Origin of the sequence: Kitasatospora sp. NPDC087861, assembly GCF_044742585.1 — a bacterium.
Taxonomy (GTDB): domain Bacteria; phylum Actinomycetota; class Actinomycetes; order Streptomycetales; family Streptomycetaceae; genus Kitasatospora.
The window spans coordinates 1-25,659 of sequence record NZ_JBIUUS010000045.1 but is presented as its reverse complement, the minus strand read 5'-3'; the positions used below and the strand labels follow the sequence as shown (position 1 = coordinate 25,659).

Genomic DNA, 25,659 nt, shown 5'->3' with positions numbered 1-25,659 from the left:
CCGGCCGGGCGCCGATCCTGCCGATTCTGCCGCTTCTTGCCGCATGAGCTGCCGCTTGCCGGACCCGATCGTTCCTAACGTTCTCCGCGGGGCCGGGCCTTCGCGGAACACGCGCCGGAATTCCCAGGCCGCCGGCCGGGGCGTCGGCGGAATTCCATCGACGATCTCTACCGATGAGGGTTGAGTTGTGGATCACAGACAGGCCGAACATCGCGGGCTGGACATCGTCGTGACGACGATGGCCTCGGATTCGCACACCTGGAACCTGGTGTTCCTGCAGTTCCTGCTGGAGGAACTGGGGCACCGGGTGACGAATCTGGGCGCATGCGTCCCGGACGCGCTGCTGCTCTCCGAATGCCGCCGGATCGCGCCGGACCTGATCGTGATCAGCAGTGTCAACGGGCACGGCCACCAGGAGGGCCTGCGGGTGATCCCGGTCCTGCGTGCCTGCCCGGAACTGCGGCGCACGCCGACCGTCATCGGCGGCAAGCTCGGCATCGCCGGAGCCGACGACCCCGACCGCGAGCGGACGCTGCTGGCGGCCGGGTTCGACGCCGTCTTCGAGGACGGCGCCTCGGTGGCCGGGTTCCGTGAGTTCGTCGCCGGGCTGCGTCCCCGGGTCCTGCTGTGACGGGTTTCGGCGCGTTCGTGGCGCAGGCCGCGGCGGCCGGCGCACTGGTGGTCCAGCCCCGGATGGGGATGGCGGGGGCGGACCGGATGCGGGAGGGCCTGCTCGCCACCCGGGGGGCGGCCGCGGTGACCGTCGGCACCATCACCCTGGACAGCTACACCCGCACCGGCGACCTCAGGGCCGCGCGGGACGCACTGGCCGTCGGGGCGGGTCTCAACGGCTACCCGATCGCCACCCACCCGGTCGAGGTCACCCGGGCGGTGCTGCGCGGGGTGGCGGACGCGGGCTTCCCGGTGCAGGTCCGGCACGGGTCGGCCGCGCCGGAGCGGATCTTCGAGGCGCTGCTGGCGGCAGGCCTGGACGCCACCGAGGGCGGACCGGTCTCCTACTGCCTGCCGTACGGCCGCACCCCGCTCCACGAAGCGGTGGACTGCTGGCGGCGCAGCTGCGAACTTCTCGCCTCCATCAGGGAGTTCGGAGCCGAGCCGCACCTGGAGACCTTCGGCGGCTGCATGATGGGCCAGCTCTGCCCGCCCTCGCTGCTGATCGCCATCAGCGTGCTGGAGGCGCTGTTCTTCCGCCAGCACGGGCTGCGCAGCATCTCGCTCAGCTACGCCCAGCAGGCCAACGCCGGCCAGGACGAGGAGGCGTTGGCCGCGCTCGGCCGGATCGCGGGCGAGCTGCTCGCGGACGTCGACCGGCACCTCGTGGTGTACGCGTACATGGGCGTGTACCCGCGTTCGCCCGGCGGCGCGCGGCTGCTGCTGGAGGACGCGGCGCGGCTGGCCGTGCGCGGTGGCGCGGCCAGGCTGATCGTCAAGACCACGGCCGAGGCGCACCGCATCCCGACCGTCGCCGAGAACGTCCGGGCGCTGGAGACCGCCGCCGCGGCCGCCGCGGCGGAGCGTGCCCGCCCGCGGCCCGCCGCGCCGCCGGACACCGGGATCGAGGCCGAGGCCAGGGCGCTGATCGGCGCGGTGCTGGACCTGGACGCCGACCTCGGGCGGGCCCTGGTGCGGGCGTTCGCGGCCGGCTACCTGGACGTGCCGTACTGCCTGCACCCCGACAACGCGGGGCGGACGCGCAGCTCGCTGGGCCCGGACGGGCGGCTGCGGTGGTCCGCTGTCGGCTCGATGCCGATCGCCGGGCTCGTCGAGGGCGGCCGCCCGCCGATCCTCGGTTCGGCCGGGCTGCTGGCCGCCCTCTCCCACGTCCAGCGGCGCTACGACGGCCGGGACGTGCGGTCGTCCGCGCCCGCAGCCCGAGGCCTTCCCGCCGTGCGGTGATCCGCCCGGTGGCGCGCCGCCTGATGACGCACCCCGACCAGCGCTCCACGACCGAGATCCACGGACGCTCCACGAGAACAGACGCCCCGCGAGAGAAGAGGACCCGCCATGCCAGACCCCACGCCCCTTCCCCCGACCGATCCCGGCCGGCACCTGACCGCGCCGGCCACCCGCAGCGCGCTCCGGCTCCAGCAGCACCTGCTCACCGCAGCCCGTGAGTTCCTGCGCGGCCTGGGCTTCACCGAGCTGCTGCCGCCGATCATCGGACCGGTCACCGACCCCGGCGCGCGCGGCTCCAAGCAGGTGGACATCGACTTCTACGGCCACCGCTACAAACTGATGACCAGCGCGATCCTGTACAAGCAGGCCTCGCTGCTCGCCTTCGACAAGATCTTCTGCATCGCCCCGAACGTCCGCCTGGAGCCGCTGGAGACCGCCGGGACGAGCCGGCACCTGGCCGAGTTCCACCAGCTGGACGTGGAGGCCGCCGGCGCGAGCCGGGACGACGTCGTCCAGCTGGCCGAGGACCTGGTGGTGCACATGGTCGACAGCGCGGTACGCGAGCTGCCCAAGGAGTTCGCCGAACTCGGCCGGGACCCACAGGCGTTCGCCGAACTCCTGAAGGGATCCTTCGGCCGCATCCGGCACGCGGAGGCGGTCGCCGAACTGCGGGGCATCGGGCACCCGCAGAGCGCCGAGGCCGAACTCGACTGGGAGGGCGAGGCATTGCTGTCGGCCAGGCGCGACCGGCCGTTCTTCGTCACCGACTACCCGAAGGGCTCGCGCGGCTTCTACGACCGCGAGCACCCGGACGACCCGGGCCTGCTGCGGAACTTCGACCTGCTCGCGCCCGAGGGCTACGGCGAGTTGTGCAGCGGCAGCCAGCGCACCAACGACTACGCGGAGATCATCACCCGGATGCGGGAGACCGGCGAGAACCCGCAGAAGTACCGCTGGTACCTGGACCTGGTGCGCGAGGGCGTGCCGGCCAGCGCGGGCTTCGGCATCGGGGTCGAGCGGTTCACCCGGTACGTCGCCGGGCTGGACGCCGTCTGGCAGGCCAGCGCCTTCCCCAAGCTCGCCGGGGTGGTGTCCCCATGAGTGACCTCAGCGCACCGGGATTCCCGGAGGAGGAGGTCCGGCAGCGGGCCCGCGCCGGGGCGGCCGCCGCGTTCCCGCCCGCCGAGGAGTACGGACACGTGCTGTTCGGCGCCGGTCGACCGGAGGCGGCGGACCGGGCGACGGCGCCGGACGCACTGGACGCGCTGCGGATCGTCCCGCCGCTGTTCCTGCCGCAGCGCCTCGCCAAGCTGATCGACCTCGGCCGCGAGCCCACCTACCAGGACGTCGAACTCGCCACCGCCATCGGCGGGTTCGCCTCCGCGCTGCCGGTGTACGTCTCCGCGACCGGATCCACCCGGGCCGCCGGCGGCGACCTCGGGCTGGCCCTGAGCCGGCAGGCCGGTGCGCTCGGGATCCCGATGGTGATCGGCGAGAACGTGGTGCCGGTCAACGGCTACGGCCGGCTCGGCGAAGCGGCCGACCGCACGCTGCTGGGCCGGCTGCGTGCCTACACCGAGGAACTCCCGGACGGGCTCGGCGGCGTGGCCGTGCAGCAGAGCACCGAGGACGCCGATGCCGAGGTCTGGAACCTTGTCCACAGCGATCCGGCCGCCCTGCCACTGCTCGAATCAGGGCGCCTGGCCTTCGAGTTGAAGGTCGGCCAGGGGGCCAAGCCGGGCCTGGGCGGGATGACCGTGCTGGAGGCCGAGGCCGCCGCGGCGCTCGGCGACCGCTTCGGGCTGGACCCGTTGTTCGGTGACGGGCGGGTGCTGCGCGCCGCGACCCCGGGCACCTTCACCGCGGAGATCCTGCGCCAGCAGATCCGGCTGATGCGCAACAACTACCCGCGGGTGCGGATCTGGGTGAAGCTCTACCCCGGCCGGGACGTGGCCGAGGCCGCCCGGGTGGCGCACGAGGCCGGAGCGGACGCCGTCGTGGTGGACGGCGCGGAGGGCGGCACCGGCTGGGCGCCCGGAGTGTTCCTGCCGCACGTCGGCCTGCCGCTCGCGGAGTGTCTGCGCCGACTGGCGGCCGCGCCGCCGCCGTCCCTGCTGGTCTCCGGGCGGATCTGGGAAGGCGCCCGGGCGGTCAAGAGCCTGGCGCTGGGGGCCCGTGCGGTGGGCCTCGGGCGGGCGGCGCTGCTCGCCGTCGCGGAGGACCGGGAATCCGGTCTCCGCCGTTTCACGGAATGCCTGGAGCTGGAACTCCGGCTGCTGATCAGTGCGCTCGGGAAATACGCTCCCCAGGCCCTGGATCGGGAGGACGTCTGGTCCCCCGAGGGGTTCGGAATCACCGCGGGCCGGTAGTCGTGGCCTGCCCGGAAGGCCGCAGCAGGAAACTGCCGATTTCCTTCCGCTCATTCTGCCGATAGGCCTGTCGAATTCTGCCTATCGTCGCTTTCGTCGCCGATTTCTCTCACGATCTGGGGTTGGATGATGTCCTCACGCGGTTTCCCCACTGAATGCACGGTGCCCGCATTCGCGCCGTTCGCCGCCGCCGTCCGCCGCTTCCCGGAGCGGCCGGCCGTCCGGACCGGCGGCCGGACCATCGGCTACCGGGAGCTGGACGGTCTGACCGCCGCCCTCGCCGCCCGGCTCGACCCCGGGCGGACGGTCGCCGTCACCGGCCGCGACCGGCTGGACCACGTGGTCGCGCTGCTGGCGGTCCTGCGGGCGGGTGCCACCTACCTGCCGCTGGACCGTGCGGCCCCGGAGGAGCGCAACCGCTGGATCGCCGAGGACGCCGGGGCCTCCCTCGCCCTCGACGGTGAGGAGCTCACCGAGCTCACCCGACTCGGCGGCGGTGCGGGCGCGGGCGCCGGCTACGTCATCTACACCTCCGGCACCACCGGCCGTCCGAAGGGCGTGCACGTTCCGCTCACCGCCCTGACCGGGCACCTGGCCGGCGTCGTCGAGACCTTCGGCCTGACCGAGCGGGACGTGGTGCTGCAGTTCGCCCGTCCGACGGTGGACGTGGCCGTGGAGCAGGTGCTCGGCACGCTGTCCGTCGGGGCCTGCCTGGTCCTCCCGGAGCAGCGGATCCTCGCGCCGGCCGCGCTGCTGGACCTGCTGGACGCCGAGGGCGTCACCGTCGCCAACCTGGCCGCAGGCTACTTCCAGGACGTGGTGGCGGCCCTGGGCGGCCGGGTGCCGCGAACCCTGCGGCTGATGATCTCGGGCAGCGACAAGCTGGAGCCCGCCACCGCGGCCGCCTGGCGGGCGGGGACCGGGGTGCCGCTGCTGAACGCGTACGGGCCGACCGAGACCGTGGTCACCGCCACCACCCACCGGCTCGCCGACGTTCAGCCGGAGGCCGGCGTGCCGATCGGCACCGCGTTCGGCGGGCGGCGGCTCTACGTGCTCGACGAGTGCTTGCGGCCGGTGGCGCCCGGCACGGCCGGCGAACTGTACGTCGGCGGGCCGCTGCTGGCCTCCGGCTACCTCGGCCGTCCCGGTCTCACCGCCGGCCGTTTCGTCGCGGACCCGTTCGCGGCGCTGCTCCCGGAGCCGAGGACGGAGCCGGAGTCGGAGCCGAAGACGGACCCGACCACGGACCCGACCACGGACCCCCGCGCCGACCGGCCGCAGGCCCCCGGCGCGCGGATGTACCGCACCGGCGACGTGGTGCGCCGGACGGCCGAGGACGGACCGCTGGAGTTCCTCGGGCGCGGCGACCACCAGCTGAAGATCCGCGGCTTCCGGGTCGAGCCCGGCGAGATCGAGCAGGTGCTGGCCGGGTACCCCGGCGTCACCGGCTGCGTCGCGGTGGCGCACGAGGGCCGGCTGGCCGCGTACGTGACCGGCGCCGCGCCGCCGTACGCCGAGGCCCGGGCCTGGCTGGCCGAGCGGCTGCCCGAGCACATGGTCCCGGCGACGCTCACCGTGCTGGAGGCCTTCCCGCTGACCGCCGGCGGCAAGGTGGACCGCGGGGCGCTGCCCGAGCCGCAGGCGGCGCCCGGGGACAGGCCGGCGGGCCGGCCGCCGCGCACCCCCGCCGAGCAGCTGATCGCGGCGGTCTGGGCGGATGTGCTCGGGGTGCCCGAGGTCGGAGCCGACGACAACTTCTTCCACCTGGGCGGCGATTCGCTGACCGCCGTGCGGGTGGTGGGCCGGGTCTTCGACGTCTTCGGCATGGTGTCGCCGTACACCATCTTCGACGCGCCGACGCTGGCCGAGTTCGCCGCCGCGGTGACCTCCGCGGCCGGTGGCCGGCGCCCGGCACCGGTCCGCTCGGGCGCCGCCGAGGCCCCGCTGTCCACGTTCCAGCGCGGCCTGTGGTTCCTCGACCAGTGGAACCCGGACGCGCCGACCTACGTGGTGCCCTGGGTGTTCCGCTTCGCCGGGCCGGTCGACCCCGAGCTGCTGCGGCGGGCGCTGGCGGGGGTGGTCGAGCGGCACGAGAGCCTGCGGACGACCTTCGAGCTCGCCGAGGACGGTCCGCGCCAGGTCGTCCACCCGGCCGTGGAGCTGCCGTTCACGCTCACCGAGACCACCGCCGACCGGGTGGACGACCTGGTCGCCGAGGCCGCGCTGGAGCCCTTCGACCTGGCGTCCGGGCCCCTGGTGCGGGCGCGGGTCTTCCGGGCCGGCGGGGCGACCACGCTGCTGCTGCTCCTCCACCACATCGTCTGGGACGAGGGCTCGCTGCCCGTGCTGGAGGCCGAACTCCAGGAGCTGTACGCCGCGCTGGCCGAGGGGCGCCCCGCAGAGCTGCCGGAACTCGCCGTCCAGTACGGCGACTACGCCACCTGGCAGTACCAGGACGACACGGTCGACAGCCAACTGGACTACTGGCGCGAGCAGTTGCGCGACGCGCCGACCGCCCCGGCGCTGGCGCCGGACCGGCCCCGGCCCGAGGAGCAGGCCTTCCGTGGCGCCTTCCACCGGTTCACGATGCCGGACCCGGTGGCCGAGGCCGTCCGGGCGCTCGCCCGCAGCGAGGACGCCACCCCGTTCATGGTGCTGCTCGCCGGGTTGGTGCTCACCCTGCACCGCCGCTCCGGGCAGCGCGACCTGATGCTCGGCTCGCCGGTGAACGTTCGCGGCCGGGCCGAACTCGACGGTCTGATCGGCTACTTCGTCAATCTGCTGCCGCTGCGGCTGCACCTGGAGGAGGGCGCCTCCTTCCGCGAGCTGGTCCGGCACGTGCGCGAGGTGGCGATCGGCGGCTACCGGCACCAGGAGGTCCCCTTCGACGACATCGCGAACGCCGTGCTCGACGAGCGCCCCGAGGACCGCAACCCGCTCTGCCAGGTGCTGCTGGAGCTGCACCCGCTGGACACCCGGCCGTTCACGGTCGGCGGACACGAGGTCACCCGCGCACTGCACTCCAACCCGGTCTCCCGCTTCGACCTGTCCGTCTCGGTGGACGACCGCGGCACCGGCTTCACCGGCCGCTTCGAGTACGACAGCGACCTCTTCGGGCCCGCCACCATGGCCGGCCTGTGCGAGGAGTGGCTGGGCACCCTGGCCGCCGCCCTCGACGTGCCGGTGCACGCCCTGTTCGAGGCGCAGGCCGCCCGGGCCCCGCAGGCCACCGCCCTGGCCTCCGGCGAACGGACCGTCGGGTACGGCGAGTTGAACGCCGCCGCGAACCGGCTCGCGCGCCACCTGGTGGGCCTCGGCATCGGCCGCGGCGACACCGTCGCCGTGCTGGCCGACCGCGGTCCCGACCTGGTCACCGCACTGCTGGCGGCACTCAAGACCGGCGCCGCCTACACCCTGCTCGACCCGGACTTCCCGGCCGAGCGGCTGGCCGGCGCGGTCGCCGACACCGGCGCCACCACGGTGATCACCCACCGGCACGCCACCGTGCCGTTCGCCGTCCGGAGCCAGGTGGACCTGGACGCCTCGGCCGCCGAACTGGCCCGGTACGCGGCGCACGACCTCGGCCTGCCGGTCGACGGCGCCGACCTCGCCTGTGTGATGTTCACCTCCGGCTCCACCGGCCGCCCCAAGGGCGCGGCCGTCCCGCACCGCGCGCTCACCACCACCTACCTCGGCCAGGACTACGCCCGCTTCGGCCCGGACGAGGTCTGGCTGCAGTGCTCGCCGGTCTCCTGGGACGCCTTCGCCCTGGAGCTCTACGGCGCGCTCTGCTTCGGCGGCGCGTGCGTCCTGCAGCCCGGCCAGCGGCCGGACCCGCAGACCATCGCCGAGCTGACCCGCCGCCACGGCGTCACCGAACTCCAGCTCTCCGCGAGCCTGTTCAACTTCCTGCTGGAGGAGCTCCCGGAGACCTTCGACGGCCTCAAGCTGGCCATCACCGCCGGCGAGCGGGCCTCCGTCACCCACGTGGCCAAGGCCCTGGAGAACCACCCGGGCCTGGTGGTCGCCAACGGCTACGGCCCGGTCGAGAGCCTCGGCCTGACCACCTGCCACGAGGTCGGCCCCGCGGACGTCACCGGCAGCTCCGTGCCGATCGGCGTCGCGCTGAACGGCAAGGGCATCCTCGTCCTAGACGAGCGGCTGCGCCCCGTCGAGCCCGGTGCGACCGGCGAGCTGTACGCCTCCGGCGCCGGCCTCGCCTACGGCTACCTCGGCCGGCCCGGGCTGACCGCCGGGCGCTTCGTCGCCTCCCCGTTCGGCGCCCCCGGCGAACGCCTCTACCGCACCGGCGACCTCGGCTACGTCAACGCCGAGGGCCTGCTGGAGGTCACCGGCCGGATCGACGACCAGGTCAAGATCCGCGGCTTCCGGGTCGAGCCCGGGGAGATCGAGGACGCGCTCACCCGCCACCCGGCCGTCCAGGAGGCCGCCGTCACCGTCCACGAGCCGGCCCCGGGTGATCACCGCCTCGCCGCCTACGTCACCGTCGGCGCCGACGCACCGGATCCGGACGCGCTGCTCGACCACCTGGCCGGCCTGCTGCCCGAGCACATGGTGCCCGCGACCATCGACGTCCTGGACGCGTTGCCGCTCAACCACAACGGCAAGGTGGACCGGAAGGCGCTGCCCGCCCCCGCCGGGCGCCGGGCCGCCGCCTCCGAGCCGCTGACCGGGGCCGAACGGCTGGTCGCCGACGCGATGTGCGAGGTGCTCGAACTCGCCGAGGTCGGCCGCGAGGACAACTTCTTCCGGATCGGCGGTAACTCGCTGGCCGCCGTCCGGGTCGCGATGCGGCTGTCCCGGGAGACCGGCACCCGCGTCCCCCCGCAACTGGTGTTCCGGGCCAGGACCGTGAGCGCCATCGCCGAACGACTGGCCGCCCGATGACGGGCCGTACCGCATCCGAAGGGAACGAGGCCGTGAGTCCGTCCGACCACCCGGCGCGCACCGTGCCCGTCTCGGGGCTGCAGCGCGGCCTCTGGTTCCTCGACCGCCTCGATCCGCAGGCCGTCACCTACTGCACCCCCTGGACCGTCGACGTCACCGGCCCGCTCGACCTCCCGCTGCTCCAGCGCGCGCTGGACGCCCTGGCGGCCCGGCACGAGGCGCTGCGCACCACCTTCGCGCTGCACCCCGACGGCCCCCGCCAGCAGGTGCACCACACCCGCGCCGTGCCGCTCGCCGTGACCGACCTGCGCCCGCTCGACGACCCCGGCCGGGCCGAACGCCTTGAGGAGCTGCTCGCCGCCCGCTGCGCCGAGCCCTTCGACCTGGCCGCCGGCCCGCTGCTGCGCGCCGAGGCCTTCCGGCTCGCGGACGAGCGCACCACGGTGCTGTTCACCGTCCACCACATCGTCTGGGACGGCTGGTCCGCCGAGGTCTTCGCGCGCGAACTCGCCGAGCTGTACGGCGCGGCGGTGCAGGGCCGCGAGGCCGCGCTGCCGGAGCTGACGGTGCAGTACGCCGACTACGCGCAGGAGGGCCTCGACACCTCGTTCGAGGAGCACCTGACCTACTGGAAGGAGCAGTTGGACGGCGCACCCGCCCTGCTGGAGCTGCCCACCGACCGGCCCCGGCCCGCCGAGCGCGGCGCGGTCGGACGGACCGAGGAGTTCGGCCTCGCCCCCGGTACGGCGGCGCGGGTCCGCGCCCTGGCCGAGACGGAGGGAGTCACCCCGTTCACCGTCCAACTGGCCGCCTTCGCCCTGCTGCTGAACCGCTGGACCGGGGCCGACGACCTGGTGATCGGCACCCCGGTCACCACCCGCGACCGCCCCGAACTGGAGCACCTGCTCGGCTACTTCGTCAACCTGCTGCCGCTGCGCCTGCGGCTCGCGCCCGCACTGAGCTTCCGGGACCTGCTGGAGCACGTCCAGGACGTCGCCTTCGAGGCCTACGGCTACCTCGACGTGCCCTTCGACCAGCTGGTCGACCACCTCGGCGCCGCCCGCAGCGCGCAGCACCCGCCGCTGGTCCAGGTGGTGTTCGGTGCCCACGGAGAGGACCGCACCCCGCTCGCGCTCGGTCCGGCCACCGCCGAGAGCCGGGTGCGCTCCAACGGCACCAGCAAGTTCGACCTCACCTGGTCCGTCTTCGACGGCGGCGAGCTGCGCGGCGAGGCCGAGTACCGCAGCGAGCTGTTCGACGCCGGGACGGTCCGCCGGCTGGCCGCCGAGTTCGACACCCTGCTCACCGCGGCCCTGGACGACCCCGACGCCACCGTGCTGCGGCTGACCACCCGCACCGCCGAGGCCGTCCCGGCCACCGACACCCCCGGCCACTGCCTGCACCACCTGTTCGAGCGGGCCGTCGACGCCCACCCCGAGCGGCCCGCCGTCAGCGACCCCGACCGCACCCTGAGCTACGCCGAGCTCGACCGCCGGGCCAACCGCCTCGCGCACGCGCTGCGCGCCCGTGGGGCCGGCCCCGGCCACCGCATCGGCATGCTGCTGGACCGCACGGCCGACGTCCTGGTCACCGTCCTCGGCGTGCTCAAGACCGGCGCCGCGTACGTGCCCGTCGACCTGGCCGCCCCCGCCGACCGGGCCGCGCTCGTCTTCGGCGACACGGACGTCACCCTCGTCGTCACCGACCGCCCGGACCGGGTGCCCGAAGGCCCCTGGCAGGCCTACGACCTGACCGCCGAGGCCGCCGACCTGGCCGTCCGGCCGGACACCCGGCCGCCGGCCGCCGGCCGCCCCGGCGACGTCGCCTACCTCATCTTCACCTCCGGCTCCACCGGCCGCCCCAAGGGCGTCGCCGTCGCCCACGAGCACGTCAGCCGGCTCATGGCGGACGGCGAGGAGCACTTCGGCTTCGGCCCGCAGGAGACCTGGACGCTCTTCCACAGCTACGCCTTCGACTGGACGGTCTGGGAGATGTGGGGCGCCCTGCTGCACGGCGCCCGCCTGGTCGTCGTCCCGTACGTGACCAGCCGCTCGCCGGAGGAGTTCGCCCAGCTGCTGGAGGAGGAGCGGGTCTCCTTCCTCTGCCTCACCCCCTCGGCGCTGCGCCAGCTGGAGCCCGTCCTGCGCTGCAGCCCGCGCGCCCTGCCCGCGCTGAAGTGGATCATGCTCGGCGGGGAGGCGCTGGACCCGGCCGTCGTCCAGCGCTGGTTCGAGCTCGACCCGCCGCCCCCGGCCCGCCTGTGCAACCTGTACGGCATCACCGAGACCACCGTCCACGTCACCACGCACGACCTGGCCGGCGGCGCCGGCTTCGAGCGCAGCCTGATCGGCGCGCCGATGCCGCACCTGAGCGCGCACGTCCTGGACGACTGGTTGCGGCCCTGCCCGCCCGGCGTGGCCGGCGAGCTGTACATCGGCGGCGGCAGCCTCGCCCACGGCTACTGGGGCCGCCCCGGCCTCACCGCCGGCCGCTTCGTCGCCGACCCGTACGGCCCGCCCGGGGCCCGGCTCTACCGCACCGGCGACGTCGCCCGGCGACTGCCCGGCGGCGGGCTGGAGTACATCGGGCGCGCCGACTTCCAGGTCAAGCTGCGTGGCTTCCGGATCGAGCTCGGCGAGATCGAGAACGCGCTCGCCGCCCACCCGGAGGTCGACGCCTGCGTGGTCACCGTGCACGAGGACCGCCTCGCCGCGTACGTCACCGGGCGCGAGCCCGCCGACGTCCGCGCCTTCCTCGGCCGCTCGCTGCCCCCGTACATGGTCCCGGCGAGCTTCACCGTGCTGGAGTCGCTGCCGCTCACCGTCAACGGCAAGGTGGACCGCGCCGCGCTGCCCGCCCCCGGCCAGCGCAGCGCGGCCACCGCAGGCCGCCACGTCGAGCCGCGCACCCCGGAGGAGGAGGCCTTCGCCGCCGTCTGGACGGAGGTCCTCGGAGTGGACGGCATCGGCGTCCACGACGACTTCTTCCACCTCGGCGGCGACTCCATCCGGGCCGTCCAGCTCGCCGGCGCGCTGCACGAGCGCGGCTGGGGGGTGAGCCTGCGGGACGTCTTCAACGCCCCCACCGTCGCCGCCCTGCTGCCGCTGGCGAAGCCCGTCGAGCAGGGCCCGGACGCCCACGAGCCCTTCGCCCTGATCACCCCGGAGGACCGCGCCGACCTGCCGCCCGGGCTCGTCGACGCCTACCCGATGGTGTCCATGCAGCTCTCCATGGTCTTCCACATGGAGATCGCCGGCGGCACCGACAGCTACCACAACGTCAACTCCTACCGGATCTCCGGCGACCTCGACGAACCGGCCTTCCGCCGCTCCGTCGCCGAGGCCATGGAGCGCCACGCGGTGCTGCGCACCGGCCTCGACCTGTCCGGCTACGGCGAACCGCTGCAACTCGTCCACGGCCGGCTGCCCGCACCCGTCGAGTTCGCCGACCTGCGCGGTGAACCGGACCAGGACGCGGCGATCCGCGAGGTGTTCGACACCCACCGGTGGACGCCCTTCGACCTCACCGCGCCGCCGCTGTTCCGGATCACCGTGCAGCGCCTCGCCGAGGACGCCTTCCAGCTCACCATCTCCGAGCACCACGCGATCCTCGACGGCTGGAGCTTCACCTCGCTGTTCACCGAGATCCTGGAGCGTCACACCGCCCTCGTCGCCGACCCGCTCGGCGCCCCCGCCCCGCCGCCGCGCACCGCCTTCCGTGACTTCGTGGCCGTCGAACGGCAGGCCGCCCGGGACGAGCAGTCGCTCGCGTACTGGGGCGGCAGGCTGTCCGGCGTCAGCGGCCAGCTGTTCCCCGGCAGCGAGGACGTGCACGAGGCGCCGCGCACCGTCGAGCGGGTGCTGCCCGAGGCGCCCGAACAGCTGCGGCTGGTCGCCGACGCGCTGGCCGTGCCCGTCAAGTCGGTCGCGCTCGCCGCCCACCTGCACGCCCTCGCCGCCATCACCGGGCGACGGCGCGTCACCACCGGCCTGGCCGTCAACGGCCGGCTGGAACGGCTCGGCGGCACCGAGGTCTACGGGCTGTTCCTCAACACCGTCCCGCTGAGCTGCGAGCCCACCGACGACCTGCTCGCCCTGGCCCGCGAGGTCCACCGGGAGGAGCTCGACATGATGCCGCACCGCCGGGTGCCCTTCGCCCGCCTGGCCCGGCTGATGACCGACACCGCGCTGGACAGCCAGTTCGGCTACCTGCGCTTCCACGCCCTGGGCCGGCTCAGCTCGGCCCGCATCGTGGACGGGCGGATCGGCAGCGAGCCGACCCTGCGCCACGAACCCAACAGCTTCGCCTTCGGCGCCTCGGTGATCCAGGACCCGGTCTCGCAGCGGGTGCTGCTCGCCGTGGACCACCAGCGCTCGCTGGTCACCGACAGCACCGCCGAGCAGTTCATCGACACCTACACGGCCGCCCTGCACGCCATGGCCGCCGCCGTCCGAGAGTCCTGAGGAACCGTCATGACCGATCTGCTGGACCGCCTGCGCGACGCCGTCGCCGCCCACCCCGAGCGCACCGCCGTCCTCGCCGGCGCGGACCGCCTGGACTTCGCCGAACTCGACCGCCGCACCGCCGCCCTGGCCCGCGCCCTGCGCGCCCGTGGCGTCGGCCGTGGCGACCGGGTCGGCGTCCACCTGGCACGCACCGCCGACCTGCCGGTCGCCCTGCTCGCCGTCTGGCGGGCCGGCGCCGCCTACGTCCCGCTCGACCCGGCCTACCCCGCCGAGCGGCTGGCCTTCATGGCCACCGACGCGCGGCTCGCGGCCCTGATCAGCGCCGACGGCCTCCCGGCGGCCCAGGGCGTGCCGGTGCTGCGCCCGGACGCCGCCGCCGAGGACGGGCCCGATCTGCCGCCGGAGGCCGACCCGCTCGACCCGGCCTACGTCATCTACACCTCCGGCTCCTCCGGCCGCCCCAAGGGCGTCGAGGTGCCGCGCGGCGCCGTCGCCGCCCTGGTGGCGGCGCTGGAAGCCACCGGTGCCTACCGCGCCGAGCCCGCAGTGGTTGGCTGGAACGCCAGCGTCTCCTTCGACGCCTCCGTCCAGCAGTGGGCCCGGATCTGCCGCGGCGACACCGTTCTGGTGATCGGCGAGAAGCACCGCGCCGACCCGGCCCGGCTGGCCGCCCTGCTGGCCGAGCACGCCGTCACCGACCTCGACCTGACCCCGTCGCACTGGGAGCTGCTGCGCGAGCCGCTCGCCGGAGCCCCGGTGCCGCGGCTGTTCATGGGCGGCGAGCCCGTCCCCGAACGCACCTGGCGGGAACTGGCCGACACCGGCGTCGACGCCCTCAACCTGTACGGGCCCACCGAGTGCACCGTCGACGCCGTCACCGCGCCGATCAGCGGCCCCGGACCGCACCTGGGCGAGCCGCTGCCCGGCGTGCGCCTGCACCTGCTGGACGAGAAGCTCGCCCCGGTCGCCGGCGGCGTCGTCGGCGAGCTGTACCTGGCCGGGCCCGGGCTCGCCCACGGCTACCTCGGCCGGCCCGGGCTGACCGCCGGGCGCTTCGTCGCCGACCCGTTCGCGGCCGATGGGCCCCTCCTACCCGATGGCGGGCAAGGAGGGAGGATGTACCGCACCGGCGACCAGGCCCGGCGGGGCGAGGGCGGTCGGCTGGAGTACGTCGGCCGGGTGGATCGTCAGGTCAAGCTGCGCGGCTACCGGATCGAGCTCGGCGAGGTCGAGCACGCCCTGGCCGGGCTGGAGGGCGTCCAGGCCGCCGCCGTCACCGTGTACGAGCCCGCCCCCGGCGACCGCAGGCTGGCCGGTTACGTCACCGGCGGCGTCACGGCCGTCGAGCTGACCGAGCGGCTGCGGGCCACCGTGCCCGCGCACCTGGTGCCCTCGGTGATCACCGTGCTGGACGCCCTGCCGCTCACCCCGAACGGCAAGGTCGATCTGGCGGCGCTGCCCGTCCCCGGGGCCGGGGCGGCGTCCTCCGGGGTGGCGTCCTCCGGGGCGGCGTCCTCCGGGGCGGCGGCCGCCGAGGGCGCCGGCGGACTGGCGGAACAGGTCGCCGAGGTCTGGGGCACCGTGCTCGGCGTGACCGGCGTCCGGCCCACCGACGACTTCTTCTCGCTCGGCGGCCACTCGCTCGCCGCGCTGCGGGTCGTCCACCTGCTGCGCCGCCGGCTCGGCATCGAGCTCCAGCTGCGCCACCTGCTCGACTCGGCCGACCTGGCCGCCTTCACCGCCACCGTCGAGCGGGCCGCCGAGGCCGGCACCGCCGCCCCCCGGCCCGCCCTGACGGCCCGCGCCCGGGTGAGCGGCGCATGACCGCCGCCACGCGGGTGCGACCCCGCGTCGAGGGGGACTGGCTGTTCGTCCCCGCGCCCCAACCGCACCACCCGTTCCGGCTGTTCTGCTTCCCGCACGCCGGGGGCGACGCCACCGCCTACACCCCGCTCGCCCGCGCCCTCGCCCCGACCGCCGAGGTCTGGGCCCTGCGCCCGCCCGCCCGCGGCGGCCGGCTCGGCCACCCGATGCCCGCGAGCTTCGATCTGCTGGTCGACGCCGTCGTGGACGCCCTCGCCCCGCACCTGACCGGGCGGTTCGGCTTCTACGGGCAGAGCTTCGGCGCCCTGCTCGGCTACGAGGTCGCCCGGGCGCTGCCCGCCGAGCGGCGGCCCGAGCTGATCGTCGCCGCCTCCGCCTCGCCGCCCGCCGCCTGGGCCGGACCGGACCGCCCCCAGCACACCGCCGACGACCTGCTCCGCCTCGCCGGCATGGGCGAACTCGTCGAGGGCGAAGCCGAGCTGAAGGAACACGCGCTGCACGGCATCCGGACCGACCTGGCCGTGGTCGCCACCTACCGGCCCCGTCCGCACCCGCCGATCGGCTCCGACCTGCACACCGTCGTCGGCGTCGACGACCCGATGCTCGGCTCCGCCCGGCTCGACAGCTGGGCGGCCCACACCCGCGGCGGCTCCGGCCACCACGTCGTCCCCGGCGGCCACCTGCTCGCCACCGTCGACGGGCCCGGCCCGGTCGACCTGCTGACCTCCCTCATCGCGCGGCCCGGCGCCGCCCACCAGCCCACGACGGAGTACTCATGCTGACCACCACCGCGGTCGACCTCACCGACCCGGACCTGTGGGCCCGCCCCGACACCCCCGGCCTGATCGCGCAGCTGCGCCGGGAGGCCGCCGTCCACCGCACCGACACCGTCGACGACGGGCCGGTCTGGTCGGTGCTCTCCTACCGGCACTGCGCGGAGGTGCTGCGCGACCCCGCCCTCTACAGCTCCGAGCAGGGCTCGCTGCTCGGAGCCGGCGAGGGCAAGGTCCCGGTCGGCTCCGGCCGGATGATGGCCCTCACCGACCCGCCCCGGCACCGCGAACTCCGCGCCCCCGCCAACCCGTTCTTCGGTCCCGGCCCGGTCCGCGGAGCCTCCCGCGGCATCGCCGAGCTCGCCTCCTCGATCGTCGACCAGGCCGTCGAGCGGGGCGAGGTGGACCTCGTCGACGCCGTCTCCGCCCTCCCGCTGTCCGTCATGTGCGACCTCCTGGACGTCCCCGAGAAGGACCGCGAGATGGTCGAGCGGGTCTGCGACGTCGCCTTCCTCGGCCGCACCCCCGAGGAGCGCCGGGCCGGCCACCAGCAGCTCATCCCCTACCTGCTGCACCAGGTGATGCTGCGCCGCACCGACCCGCGCGACGACCTCATCAGCAGGATGGCCACCTACCGGGTCGGCGGCAAGCTGCTGCCGGTCGAGGACGTCGTCCTCAACCTGGACAACATCGTGGTCGGCGGCGTCCAGACCGTCCGCCACACCGCCGCCATGGGTCTGTACACCCTCGTCCAACACCCCGAACTGTGGCGGCAGTTGCAGCAGGGCGAGGTCGGCATGGACGCGGCACTGGACGAACTCCTGCGCTGGACCTCGGTCGGACTGCACACCCTGCGCACCGCGAGCCGGGACACCGAACTCGACGGCCGCAGCATCCGGCGCGGCGACCGGGTCGCGGTCTGGGTGTGGTCCGCCAACCGGGATCCGGAGGCCTTCGACCGGCCCGAGGAGATCCGGCTCGACCGCGCGCCCAACAAGCACCTCGCCCTCGGCCTCGGCGCCCACTACTGCATCGGCGCGCCGCTGGCCAAGGCCGAACTCGGGGCCCTGCTCACGGCGGTGCTGGAGCGCGTCGCCGTGATCGAACCGACCGGCCCGGTCACCCACAACCGCTCGATCATCAACTTCGGCCTGGACCACTTCCCGGTCCGCCTCACCCCGCGCTGACCGGGCCCGGCGGCAGGAGGCGCACGAGCCGAAGTGCCGCGTTCCTGCCTCGACTCCTGCCCTTCGGCCCCCCGGCCCGCCCCTACCTTCGAAGCAACCCAAGGAGGACACCATGAGCAACCCGTTCGAGGACGACAACGCCGGCTACCTGGTGCTGGTCAACGACGAGAACCAGCACTCGCTGTGGCCGGTCTGGATCGACGTGCCGGCCGGCTGGACCACCGTCCACGGCGAGGACACCCGCCAGGGCTGCCTCGACTACATCGAGGCCAACTGGACCGACATCAGGCCCGCCAGCCTGACCGCCTCCCTCGCCCGGCAGTGAGCGCCACCATGCCGACCTGGGAACTGAACCCCGGCCGCCCGCCCCTCGCCCACGCGCCGCGTACCGCCGACCTCGGCGAGGCCTGCGAGTGGCTGCGCGAGAACGAGACCGGGCTCACCGAAGCCCTGCACCGGCACGGCACGATCTTCCTGCGCGGACTGCCGGTCGCGAGCACCGAGGACGTCGCGGCCGTGCGCGACGTCCTCCTCCCCGAGCGCACCCCCTACCGGGAGAAGGCCACCCCGCGCAGCGACTACGGCAACGGCGTCTTCTCCTCCACCGACCTGCCGCCGGCCCAGCCGATCCGGATGCACAACGAGAACAGCTACACCCTCACCTTCCCGGGCCGGCTGCTCTTCGCCTGCCTGATCGCCCCCGAGGAGGGCGGGGCGACCCCGACCGCCGACTGCCGCCAGGTGCTCGGCCACCTGCCCGCGCACCTGGTCGAGCGGATGCGGACCTCCGGCTGGACGCTCACCCGCAGCTACTCGGACTACGTCTCCCTCGGCTGGCGCACCGCCTTCGCCACCGAGGACCGGGCCGAGGTCGAGGCCTACTGCCGGGAGAACGGCATCACCTGGGAGTGGCTGCCGGACGGCAACCTGCGCACCGGCCAGTTGCGCCCCGGCACCATCCGCCACCCGGTGACCGACGAGGAGGTCTGGTTCAACCACCTCGCCTTCTGGAACGAGTGGTCGCTCGACCCGGACATCCGCGAGGCGATGACCGACGAGTTCGGCCCGGACGGCTTCCCGTTCAACACCGGATTCGGTGACGGCGAACCGCTGGAGCGCGCCGACGTCGACGCCCTCAACGAGGCCTACCACGCGGCGACCGTGCGCGAGCGCTGGCAGGCCGGCGACGTGATGCTGGTCGACAACGTGCTCTGCGCACACGGCCGGGACCCGTACCGCGGCGACCGCAGGATCGCCGTCTCGATGGGGCAGCCCCTCGACGTCCTGGACTGCCGGCCCAGTGTCCGGCCCGCCCTGGCCGACGCCTGACCGCGCAGCCCCGAACACCACCGTGCCGTGACGTGAGTAGAGGAAGCACCGTGATCCCGGTTTCGTTCGCACAACAGCGTCTCTGGCTGATCGACCAGATCGAGGGGCCGACCGCGCTGTACAATCTGCCGTTCGCCCTCCGCCTGCGCGGCGAGCTCGACACCGCCGCGCTGCGCGCCGCGACGGCGGACGTGGTCGCCCGTCACGAGGCCCTGCGCACGGTGTTCCCGGTGGCCGGGGGAGTCCCGGTGCAGCGGATCCTGCCGGCCGAGGAGGCGCGGCCGCGCTTCCTGGTCGTGGACTGCGCACCGGCCGACCACCCCGGCCACCAGGACGCGGCCGCCGCCGAGACCTTCGACCTGAGCCGCGAACTGCCCATCCGGGTCACGGTGTTCACCATCTCCCCGACCGAGCACGTGCTGCTCGTCGTCCTGCACCACATCGCCGGCGACGGCTGGTCGCTCGGCCCGCTGCTGCGCGACCTCGCCACCGCCTACCGGGCCCGGCTCACCGGCCGCGCCCCCGCCTGGGAGCCGCTGCCCGTCCAGTACGCCGACTACGCGCTCTGGCAGCGCGAACTGCTCGGCGACGAGCACGATCCCGAGAGCCTGCTCGCCCGTCAACTCGCCCACTGGCGCGCCGCCCTGGCCGGACTCCCGGAGGAACTGGAGCTGCCGACGGACCGCCCCCGGCCGCCCGCCCCCACCGGCGCCGCCGACTCCGTGGACCTCGCCTGGGGCGCCGACCTGCACACCGCCCTGCTCGACCTCGCCCGCACGCACCGCACCACCCTGTTCACCGTCCTGCAGGCCGGCCTGGCCGCCCTGTTCACCCGGCTCGGCGCCGGCACCGACATCCCGCTCGGCACCGGAGTCGCCGGGCGCGCCGACGAGGCCCTGGACGAGCTGGTCGGCTTCTTCGTCAACTCGCTGGTACTGCGCGCCGACACCTCCGGCGACCCGAGCTTCACCGAACTGCTCGGCCGGGTCCGGGAGGCCCAGCTCGACGCCTTCGCCCACCAGGACATCCCCTTCGAGCGGCTCGTCGAGGAACTCAACCCGCCCCGCACGCTCGGCCGCCACCCGCTGTTCCAGACCCTGCTGGTGCTGCAGAACCACGGGCAGGACGCCGAACTCGACCTGCCCGGGCTGGAGTCCGCCCCCGAACCGATCGGCCTGCGGGTCGCCAAGTTCGACCTCAACATCGGCATCGCCGAACAGCACGGCCCCGACGGTGCCCCCGCCGGGCTCACCGGCTCGATCGAGTACGCCGCCGACCTCTACGACCGCACCACCGTCGCCGCCCTGGCCGAGCGGCTCGGCCGGCTCCTGGCCGGCGCCGCCGCCGACCCGCACGCCCCCATCGGCACCCTCGACGTCCTCGCCCCCGAGGAGCGCACCCGCATCCTCACCGAGTGGAACGCCACCGACGCCCCGCGCCGGACCGGCACCCTGGCCGGGGCCTTCGAGCGCCAGGCCGACCTCACCCCGCACGCCACCGCCCTCGCCCACGACGGCGGCACCATCTGCTACGCCGAACTCGACCTCCGCGCCAACCGCCTCGCCCACCACCTGATCGCCCTCGGCGTAGGCCCCGAGACCCCCGTCGCGATGCTGATGGAGCGCTCCGTCGAGGTCGTCGTCGCCACGTTGGCGGTCCTCAAGGCCGGTGGCTGCTACGTCCCCATGCACCCCGGTCTGCCGCCCGAGCGGATGACCGGCGTGCTCGCCGACACCGGCGCCCCCGTGCTGCTCACCGACCGCACCGACGCGGGCTTCCCGCACCGCGCCGTGGTCGTCCGCCCCGGCGACGAGGCCGGCGCTCCCACCCACCGCCCCGGCGTGCCCGTCCACCCGGACCAGCTCGCCTACGCGATGTACACCTCCGGCTCCACCGGCCGCCCCAAGGGCGTCGCCGTGCGCCACCGCGACGTCCTCGACCTCGCCGCCGACCGGCGCTGGCAGGACGGCCGGCACCGCAGGGTCCTGCTGCACTCCCCGCACGCCTTCGACGCCGCCACCTACGAGATCTGGACGCCCCTGCTGGCCGGCGGCACCGTCGTGGTCGCCCCGCCCGGCGCCCTCGACGCCACCGCCCTGCACGACGTCACCACCCGCCACGACGTCACCGCCGTCTTCCTCACCAAGGCCCTGTTCGACCTCGTCGCCGAGCAGGCCCCGGAGACCTTCGCCGCCCTGCGCGTCCTCTGCACCGGCGGCGAGGCCGCCTCCGCCACCCTGCTGCGGCGCGTCCTGGACGCCTGCCCCGACCTGCTGCTCGCCCACGTCTACGGGCCCACCGAGACCACCACCTTCGCCACCCACCACCCGCTCACCCACGCCGACCTCACGGGCCCCCGGGTGCCGATCGGCGGTCCGCTGGACAACATGCGCAGCCACGTCCTCGACGCCCGGCTGCGCCCCGTCCCGCCCGGCGTCCCGGGCGAGCTGTACATCGCCGGCGCCGGCCTGGCCCGCGGCTACCTCAACCGGCCCGGCCTGACGGCCGAACGGTTCGTCGCCTGCCCGTACGCGCCCGGGGAGCGGATGTACCGCACCGGCGACCTCGTCCGGCTGCGCGCCGACGGCGCGGTGGAGTTCCTCGGCCGGATCGACGGGCAGGTCAAGCTGCGCGGCTTCCGGATCGAACTCGGCGAGATCGAGGCGGCGCTCTCCCGCCACCCCGCCGTCCGCCAGGTCATCGTGATCGCCCGCGAGGACCGCCCCGGCGACACCCGGCTGGTCGCCTACTGCACCGCCGAACCCTCGCTCACCCCGGCCGAGTTGCGCACCTTCGCCGGCACCACGCTGCCCGGCTACATGGTCCCCGCGGCCGTCGTCGTCCTCGACGCCCTGCCGCTCAACGCCAACGGCAAGGTCGACCGCCGGGCCCTGCCCGCCCCCGACCTCGCCGCGGCCGACACCGGCCGCGCGCCGCGCGACGAGCGCGAACGGGCGCTGTGCGAGCTCTTCGGCGAACTGCTCGGCATCGACGACATCACCATCGACGACGACTTCTTCGCCCTCGGCGGCCACTCGCTGCTCGCTACCCGCCTCACCGGCCGGGCCCGCACCGACCTCGGCATCGAGCTCACCATCGGCGACCTCTTCCAGGCCCCCACCGTCGCCGGGCTCGTCGACCGGCTCGCCGACCGCGCCGCCGACACCCCCGCCCCGGCCCGTCCGGCCCTGCGGCCCGCGACCCGGCCCGAGCGGGTGCCGCTCTCCTTCGCCCAGCGCCGCCTCTGGTTCCTCGCCCAGGCGGAGGGCCCCGCCGCCACCTACAACGTGACCCTCGCCCTGCGGCTGCGCGGCCCGCTCGACCCCGCCGCCCTGGCGGACGCCCTCGGCGACACCGTCCGGCGGCACGAGGCCCTGCGCACCGTCTTCGCCGACCACGACGGCACCCCCCACCAGCGCGTCCTCGACGCGCCGACGGCCCCGCTGCTCACCACCACCGACCGCCCGGTGGACGAACTCGCCCGCCGCACCTTCGACCTGGCCGCCGACCTGCCGGTGCACGCCTACCTGCGGCCCGAGGGCCCGGACGAGCACGTCCTGGTCCTCGTCCTGCACCACATCGCCGGGGACGGCGCCTCGCTGGGCCCGCTCTACCGCGACCTCGCCGACGCCTACCGGGCCCGCCTCGCCGGCCGCGCCCCCGCCTGGGAGCCGCTGCCCGTCCAGTACGCCGACCACGCGCTCTGGCAGCACGCCCTGCTCGGCGACGAGGACGACCCCGAGAGCCTGGCCGCCCGCCAACTCGCCTACTGGCGCGACGCGCTGGCCGACCTGCCCGACGAGCTGCCACTGCCGCTGGACCGGCCCCGGCCGCCGGTCGCCACCCACCGCGGCGCCGTCGTCCCGGTGGAGCTCGACGCCGAGCTGCACGCCCGCCTCGGCGCGCTCGCCACCGAGCACGGCACGACCCTGTTCATGGTCCTCCAGGCCGCCTACGCCACCCTGCTGCACCGCTTCGGCGCCGGCACCGACCTGCCGATCGGCACCCCGGTGGCCGGCCGCCTCGACGAGGCCGTCACCGACCTGGTCGGCTACTTCGCCAACACCCTCGTGCTGCGCACCGACCTCTCCGGCCGGCCGAGCTTCGCCGAACTGCTGCGCCGCGTCCGGGACACCGACCTCGCGGCCTACGAGCACCAGGACCTGCCGTTCGAGTCGCTGGTCGAGGAGCTGAACCCGGCCCGGTCGCTGGCCCGCCACCCCCTGTTCCAGGTGATGCTGGCCTTCGCCGGCACCCCCGAGGACGGGCCGGACCTGCCCGGCATCACCGTGACCGAGGCGCCGGTCGACTTCGGCACCGCGACCTTCGACCTCACCCTCAGCCTGGTCGAGCGGTTCGCCGCCGGCGGCTCCCCGGCCGGGCTGAGCGGCGGCCTGGAGTACGCGACCGACCTGTTCGACCCGGAGACGGTCCGGCGGCTCGCCGCCGCCCTGGAGCTGATCCTGCGCCAGGCGGTCGAGGACCCCGAGCGCCCGGTCACCGCCCTGGAGGTGCGGGGCGAGGCCGAGCGGGACACCCTCGCCGGATGGAACGACACGGCGCTGCCGGACGCCGACACGCCCTACCTGACGGTGTTCGAGGAGCAGGCCGCGCGCACCCCCGGGGCCGTCACCCTGGTCTGCGGGCCGGATTCGCTGACCTTCGCGGAGCTGAACGCCCGGGCCAACCGGCTGGCCCGCGCCCTCCTCGACGAGGGCGCCGGACCGGACACCGTGGTCGCCCTCGCCCTGCCGCGCTCGGTGGAGTCGGTGGTCGCCGCGCTGGCGACGCTGAAGGCCGGCGCGGCCTTCCTGCCGCTGGACCCGGAGTACCCGGCGGAGCGGATCGCCTACATGCTGGCCGACTCCGCCCCGGCGGTCGTGCTCACCGACGCCCGCTGGCCGCTCGCCGAGGCGCTGGACGGACGCACCGTGCTGCCCGTCGACGAGGAGCTGTGGGCCTTCCACGACGCCCACGACCTGCCCGGCACCGCCCATCCGGGGCACGCCGCCTACGTCATCTACACCTCCGGCTCCACCGGCAGGCCCAAGGGCGTCGTGGTCTCCTGCGGCAACGTCGCCAATCTGCTGGCCTTCCACCGTGCCGAGACCGTGGCCGCCGCCGAGCGTGCCCGGCCGGGCCGCCGGCTGACGGTCGCGCTCACCGCCTCGCTGTCCTTCGACACCTCCCTGGAGGGCTTCCTCTGGCTCGCGGCCGGGCACGAGCTGCACCTGGTCGGCGACGACGTGCGCCGCGACGCGGCCGCGCTGGTGCGCCACGCCGAGCGCACCGGGATCGACGTCCTCGACCTCACGCCCACCTACGCGGACCAGCTGATCGAGGAGGGACTGCTCACCCGCTGCCCGCCCGCCCTGCTGATGCTCGGCGGCGAGGCCACCGGCCAGGCCCTGTGGACCACCCTGCGGGACGCTCCGGACCTGATCGCGTACAACGTCTACGGCCCGACCGAGTGCACCGTCGACGCCCTGTACCACCGCCTCTCCGACAGCGAGCGCCCGCTGGTCGGCCACCCGCTCGGCAACCACCGCGGCTACGTGCTGGACGGGCAGCTGAACCCGGTGCCGGTCGGGGTGCCCGGTGAGCTGTACCTGGCGGGGGCGGGTCTGGCCCGGGGGTACCTGAACCGGCCGGGGCTGACCGCGGAGCGGTTCGTGGCCTGCCCGTTCGAGCCCGACGGGCCCCTCCTGCCCGGTGGCGGGCGAGGAGGGCGGATGTACCGCACGGGCGACCTGGTGCGCCGCCGCCCGGACGGGGACCTGGAGTACCTCGGCCGTACCGACCAGCAGGTCAAGGTCCGCGGCTTCCGGATCGAACTCGGCGAGATCGAGACCGCGCTGACCGCGCAGCCGGGCGTGCTCCAGGCCGCGGTGCTGCCGTACGAGCAGGGCCCGGGCGGGGCGCGGCTGGTCGCCTACCTGGTCGGCCCGGCCGCGTCGGACCCGGCCGGGCTGCGCGCCGCCCTCGCGGCCGAACTGCCCGCCCACATGGTGCCGGCCGCCTTCGTGGGGCTGGAGGCGCTGCCGCTCAACGCCAACGGCAAGCTGGACCGCTCCGCGCTGCCGGCGCCGGACTTCGCGGAGTCCGTGGTGGGCGGTCGGGCGGCGCGGACGGCGCAGGAGGAGATCCTCTGCGGGTTGTTCGCGGAGGTTCTCGGTGTCGATGGGGTGGGTGTCGACGACGACTTCTTCGTGCTCGGTGGTCATTCCCTGCTGGCGACGCGGTTGTTGAGCCGGGTGCGGTCGGTGTTGGGGGTGGAGCTGGGGGTGCGGGATGTGTTCGAGGCGCCGACGGTGGCCGGGCTGGCGGCGCGTTCGGGTGCCGGGGCCGGTCGGCCGGTGTTGGCGGGGGGTGTCGGGCGTCCGGAGCGGGTGCCGTTGTCGTTCGCGCAGCAGCGGTTGTGGCTGATCGACCGGATGGAGGGCCCGAGCGCGCTCTACAACGTGCCGGTCGCGCTGCGGCTGGACGGTGAGCTGGACGTGGCGGCGTTGGAGGCGGCGCTGGGGGACGTGGTGGCGCGGCACGAGAGCCTGCGCACGCTCGTGGCCGAGGCGGACGGTGAGCCGTACCAGCGGATCCTGCCGCCGGACGAGGCCCGGATCGCCGTCGAATGCCGGGACTGCCCGGCTGACGCGCTGGCCGGCGCGGTGGACGAGGAGTCCCGCCGTCCCTTCGACCTGGCGGCTGAACCGCCCTTCCGCGCGACCCTGCTGAGGACGGCCGAGGAGAGCCACGTGCTGCTCCTGGTGCTGCACCACATCGCCGGTGACGGCTGGTCGATGGGTCCGTTGTTGCGGGATCTGTCGGTGGCCTATTCGGTGCGGTGTGGTGGTGGGGTGTCGGTGGGGGAGCCGTTGCCGGTGCAGTA

Annotated in this window: 12 protein-coding genes; all 12 read left to right on the top strand. The window is 74.8% G+C overall.

Features of this window, described 5'->3' with window-relative positions; genetic code table 11:
- The first annotated feature begins 238 nt into the window (after positions 1–238).
- Positions 239–631: a cobalamin B12-binding domain-containing protein gene (locus tag ACIOJE_RS36300; RefSeq protein WP_400782429.1), complete on the top strand. Its 393-nt coding sequence runs from the start codon at positions 239–241 to the stop codon at positions 629–631.
- Entirely contained in the window at positions 628–1,917 is a 1,290-nt protein-coding gene (locus ACIOJE_RS36295) for a methylaspartate mutase (protein WP_400782387.1), read from the top strand. Before ACIOJE_RS36300 ends, ACIOJE_RS36295 begins: the two co-directional genes overlap by 4 nt.
- Positions 1,918–2,025: 108 nt before the next feature.
- Entirely contained in the window at positions 2,026–3,018 is a 993-nt protein-coding gene (locus tag ACIOJE_RS36290) for an asparagine synthetase A (RefSeq protein ID WP_400782384.1), read from the top strand.
- Entirely contained in the window at positions 3,015–4,286 is a 1,272-nt protein-coding gene (locus ACIOJE_RS36285) for a glutamate synthase-related protein (RefSeq protein WP_400782382.1), read from the top strand. Before ACIOJE_RS36290 ends, ACIOJE_RS36285 begins: the two co-directional genes overlap by 4 nt.
- Before the next feature lie 162 nt (positions 4,287–4,448).
- A complete protein-coding gene (locus tag ACIOJE_RS36280) occupies positions 4,449–9,194 on the top strand; it encodes an amino acid adenylation domain-containing protein (protein ID WP_400782379.1) in 4,746 nt (1,581 codons plus the stop codon).
- 32 nt (positions 9,195–9,226) lie between these two features.
- Positions 9,227–13,657, top strand: a complete 4,431-nt coding sequence (locus tag ACIOJE_RS36275) for an amino acid adenylation domain-containing protein (RefSeq protein ID WP_400782377.1) — start codon at positions 9,227–9,229, stop codon at positions 13,655–13,657.
- Positions 13,658–13,666: 9 nt separating this feature from the next.
- Positions 13,667–15,484 carry a non-ribosomal peptide synthetase gene (locus ACIOJE_RS36270; RefSeq protein ID WP_400782374.1) on the top strand — a complete coding sequence of 606 codons (1,818 nt, stop codon included), beginning with the start codon at positions 13,667–13,669 and terminating at the stop codon, positions 15,482–15,484.
- Positions 15,481–16,266: a thioesterase II family protein gene (locus ACIOJE_RS36265; protein ID WP_400782371.1), complete on the top strand. Its 786-nt coding sequence runs from the start codon at positions 15,481–15,483 to the stop codon at positions 16,264–16,266. Before ACIOJE_RS36270 ends, ACIOJE_RS36265 begins: the two co-directional genes overlap by 4 nt.
- The gene (locus ACIOJE_RS36260) at positions 16,260–17,444 is read left to right on the top strand and encodes a cytochrome P450 (protein WP_400782369.1); all 1,185 of its coding nucleotides are present in this window, start codon (positions 16,260–16,262) and stop codon (positions 17,442–17,444) included. The genes ACIOJE_RS36265 and ACIOJE_RS36260 overlap by 7 nt, the downstream gene beginning before the upstream one ends.
- A gap of 112 nt (positions 17,445–17,556) precedes the next feature.
- Positions 17,557–17,769 (top strand): MbtH family protein, encoded by a 213-nt coding sequence (locus ACIOJE_RS36255; RefSeq protein WP_280683126.1) that lies wholly within the window; start codon positions 17,557–17,559, stop codon positions 17,767–17,769.
- An 8-nt stretch (positions 17,770–17,777) separates the two neighbouring features.
- A complete protein-coding gene (locus ACIOJE_RS36250; RefSeq protein ID WP_400782367.1) occupies positions 17,778–18,773 on the top strand; it encodes a TauD/TfdA family dioxygenase in 996 nt (331 codons plus the stop codon).
- 50 nt (positions 18,774–18,823) lie between these two features.
- The coding region (locus ACIOJE_RS36245; protein WP_400782365.1) for an amino acid adenylation domain-containing protein at positions 18,824–25,659 on the top strand (6,836 nt) is incomplete at its 3' end.

Bases quoted from the DNA above. Each gene is read 5' to 3' on its own strand.
- ACIOJE_RS36300 (WP_400782429.1), top strand. From the start codon at position 239: ATGGCCTCGGATTCGCACACCTGGAACCTGGTGTTCCTGCAGTTCCTG.
- ACIOJE_RS36290 (WP_400782384.1), top strand. From the start codon at position 2,026: ATGCCAGACCCCACGCCCCTTCCCCCGACCGATCCCGGCCGGCACCTG.
- ACIOJE_RS36285 (WP_400782382.1), top strand. From the start codon at position 3,015: ATGAGTGACCTCAGCGCACCGGGATTCCCGGAGGAGGAGGTCCGGCAG.
- ACIOJE_RS36270 (WP_400782374.1), top strand. From the start codon at position 13,667: ATGACCGATCTGCTGGACCGCCTGCGCGACGCCGTCGCCGCCCACCCC.
- ACIOJE_RS36265 (WP_400782371.1), top strand. From the start codon at position 15,481: ATGACCGCCGCCACGCGGGTGCGACCCCGCGTCGAGGGGGACTGGCTG.
- ACIOJE_RS36260 (WP_400782369.1), top strand. From the start codon at position 16,260: ATGCTGACCACCACCGCGGTCGACCTCACCGACCCGGACCTGTGGGCC.
- ACIOJE_RS36255 (WP_280683126.1), top strand. From the start codon at position 17,557: ATGAGCAACCCGTTCGAGGACGACAACGCCGGCTACCTGGTGCTGGTC.
- ACIOJE_RS36250 (WP_400782367.1), top strand. From the start codon at position 17,778: ATGCCGACCTGGGAACTGAACCCCGGCCGCCCGCCCCTCGCCCACGCG.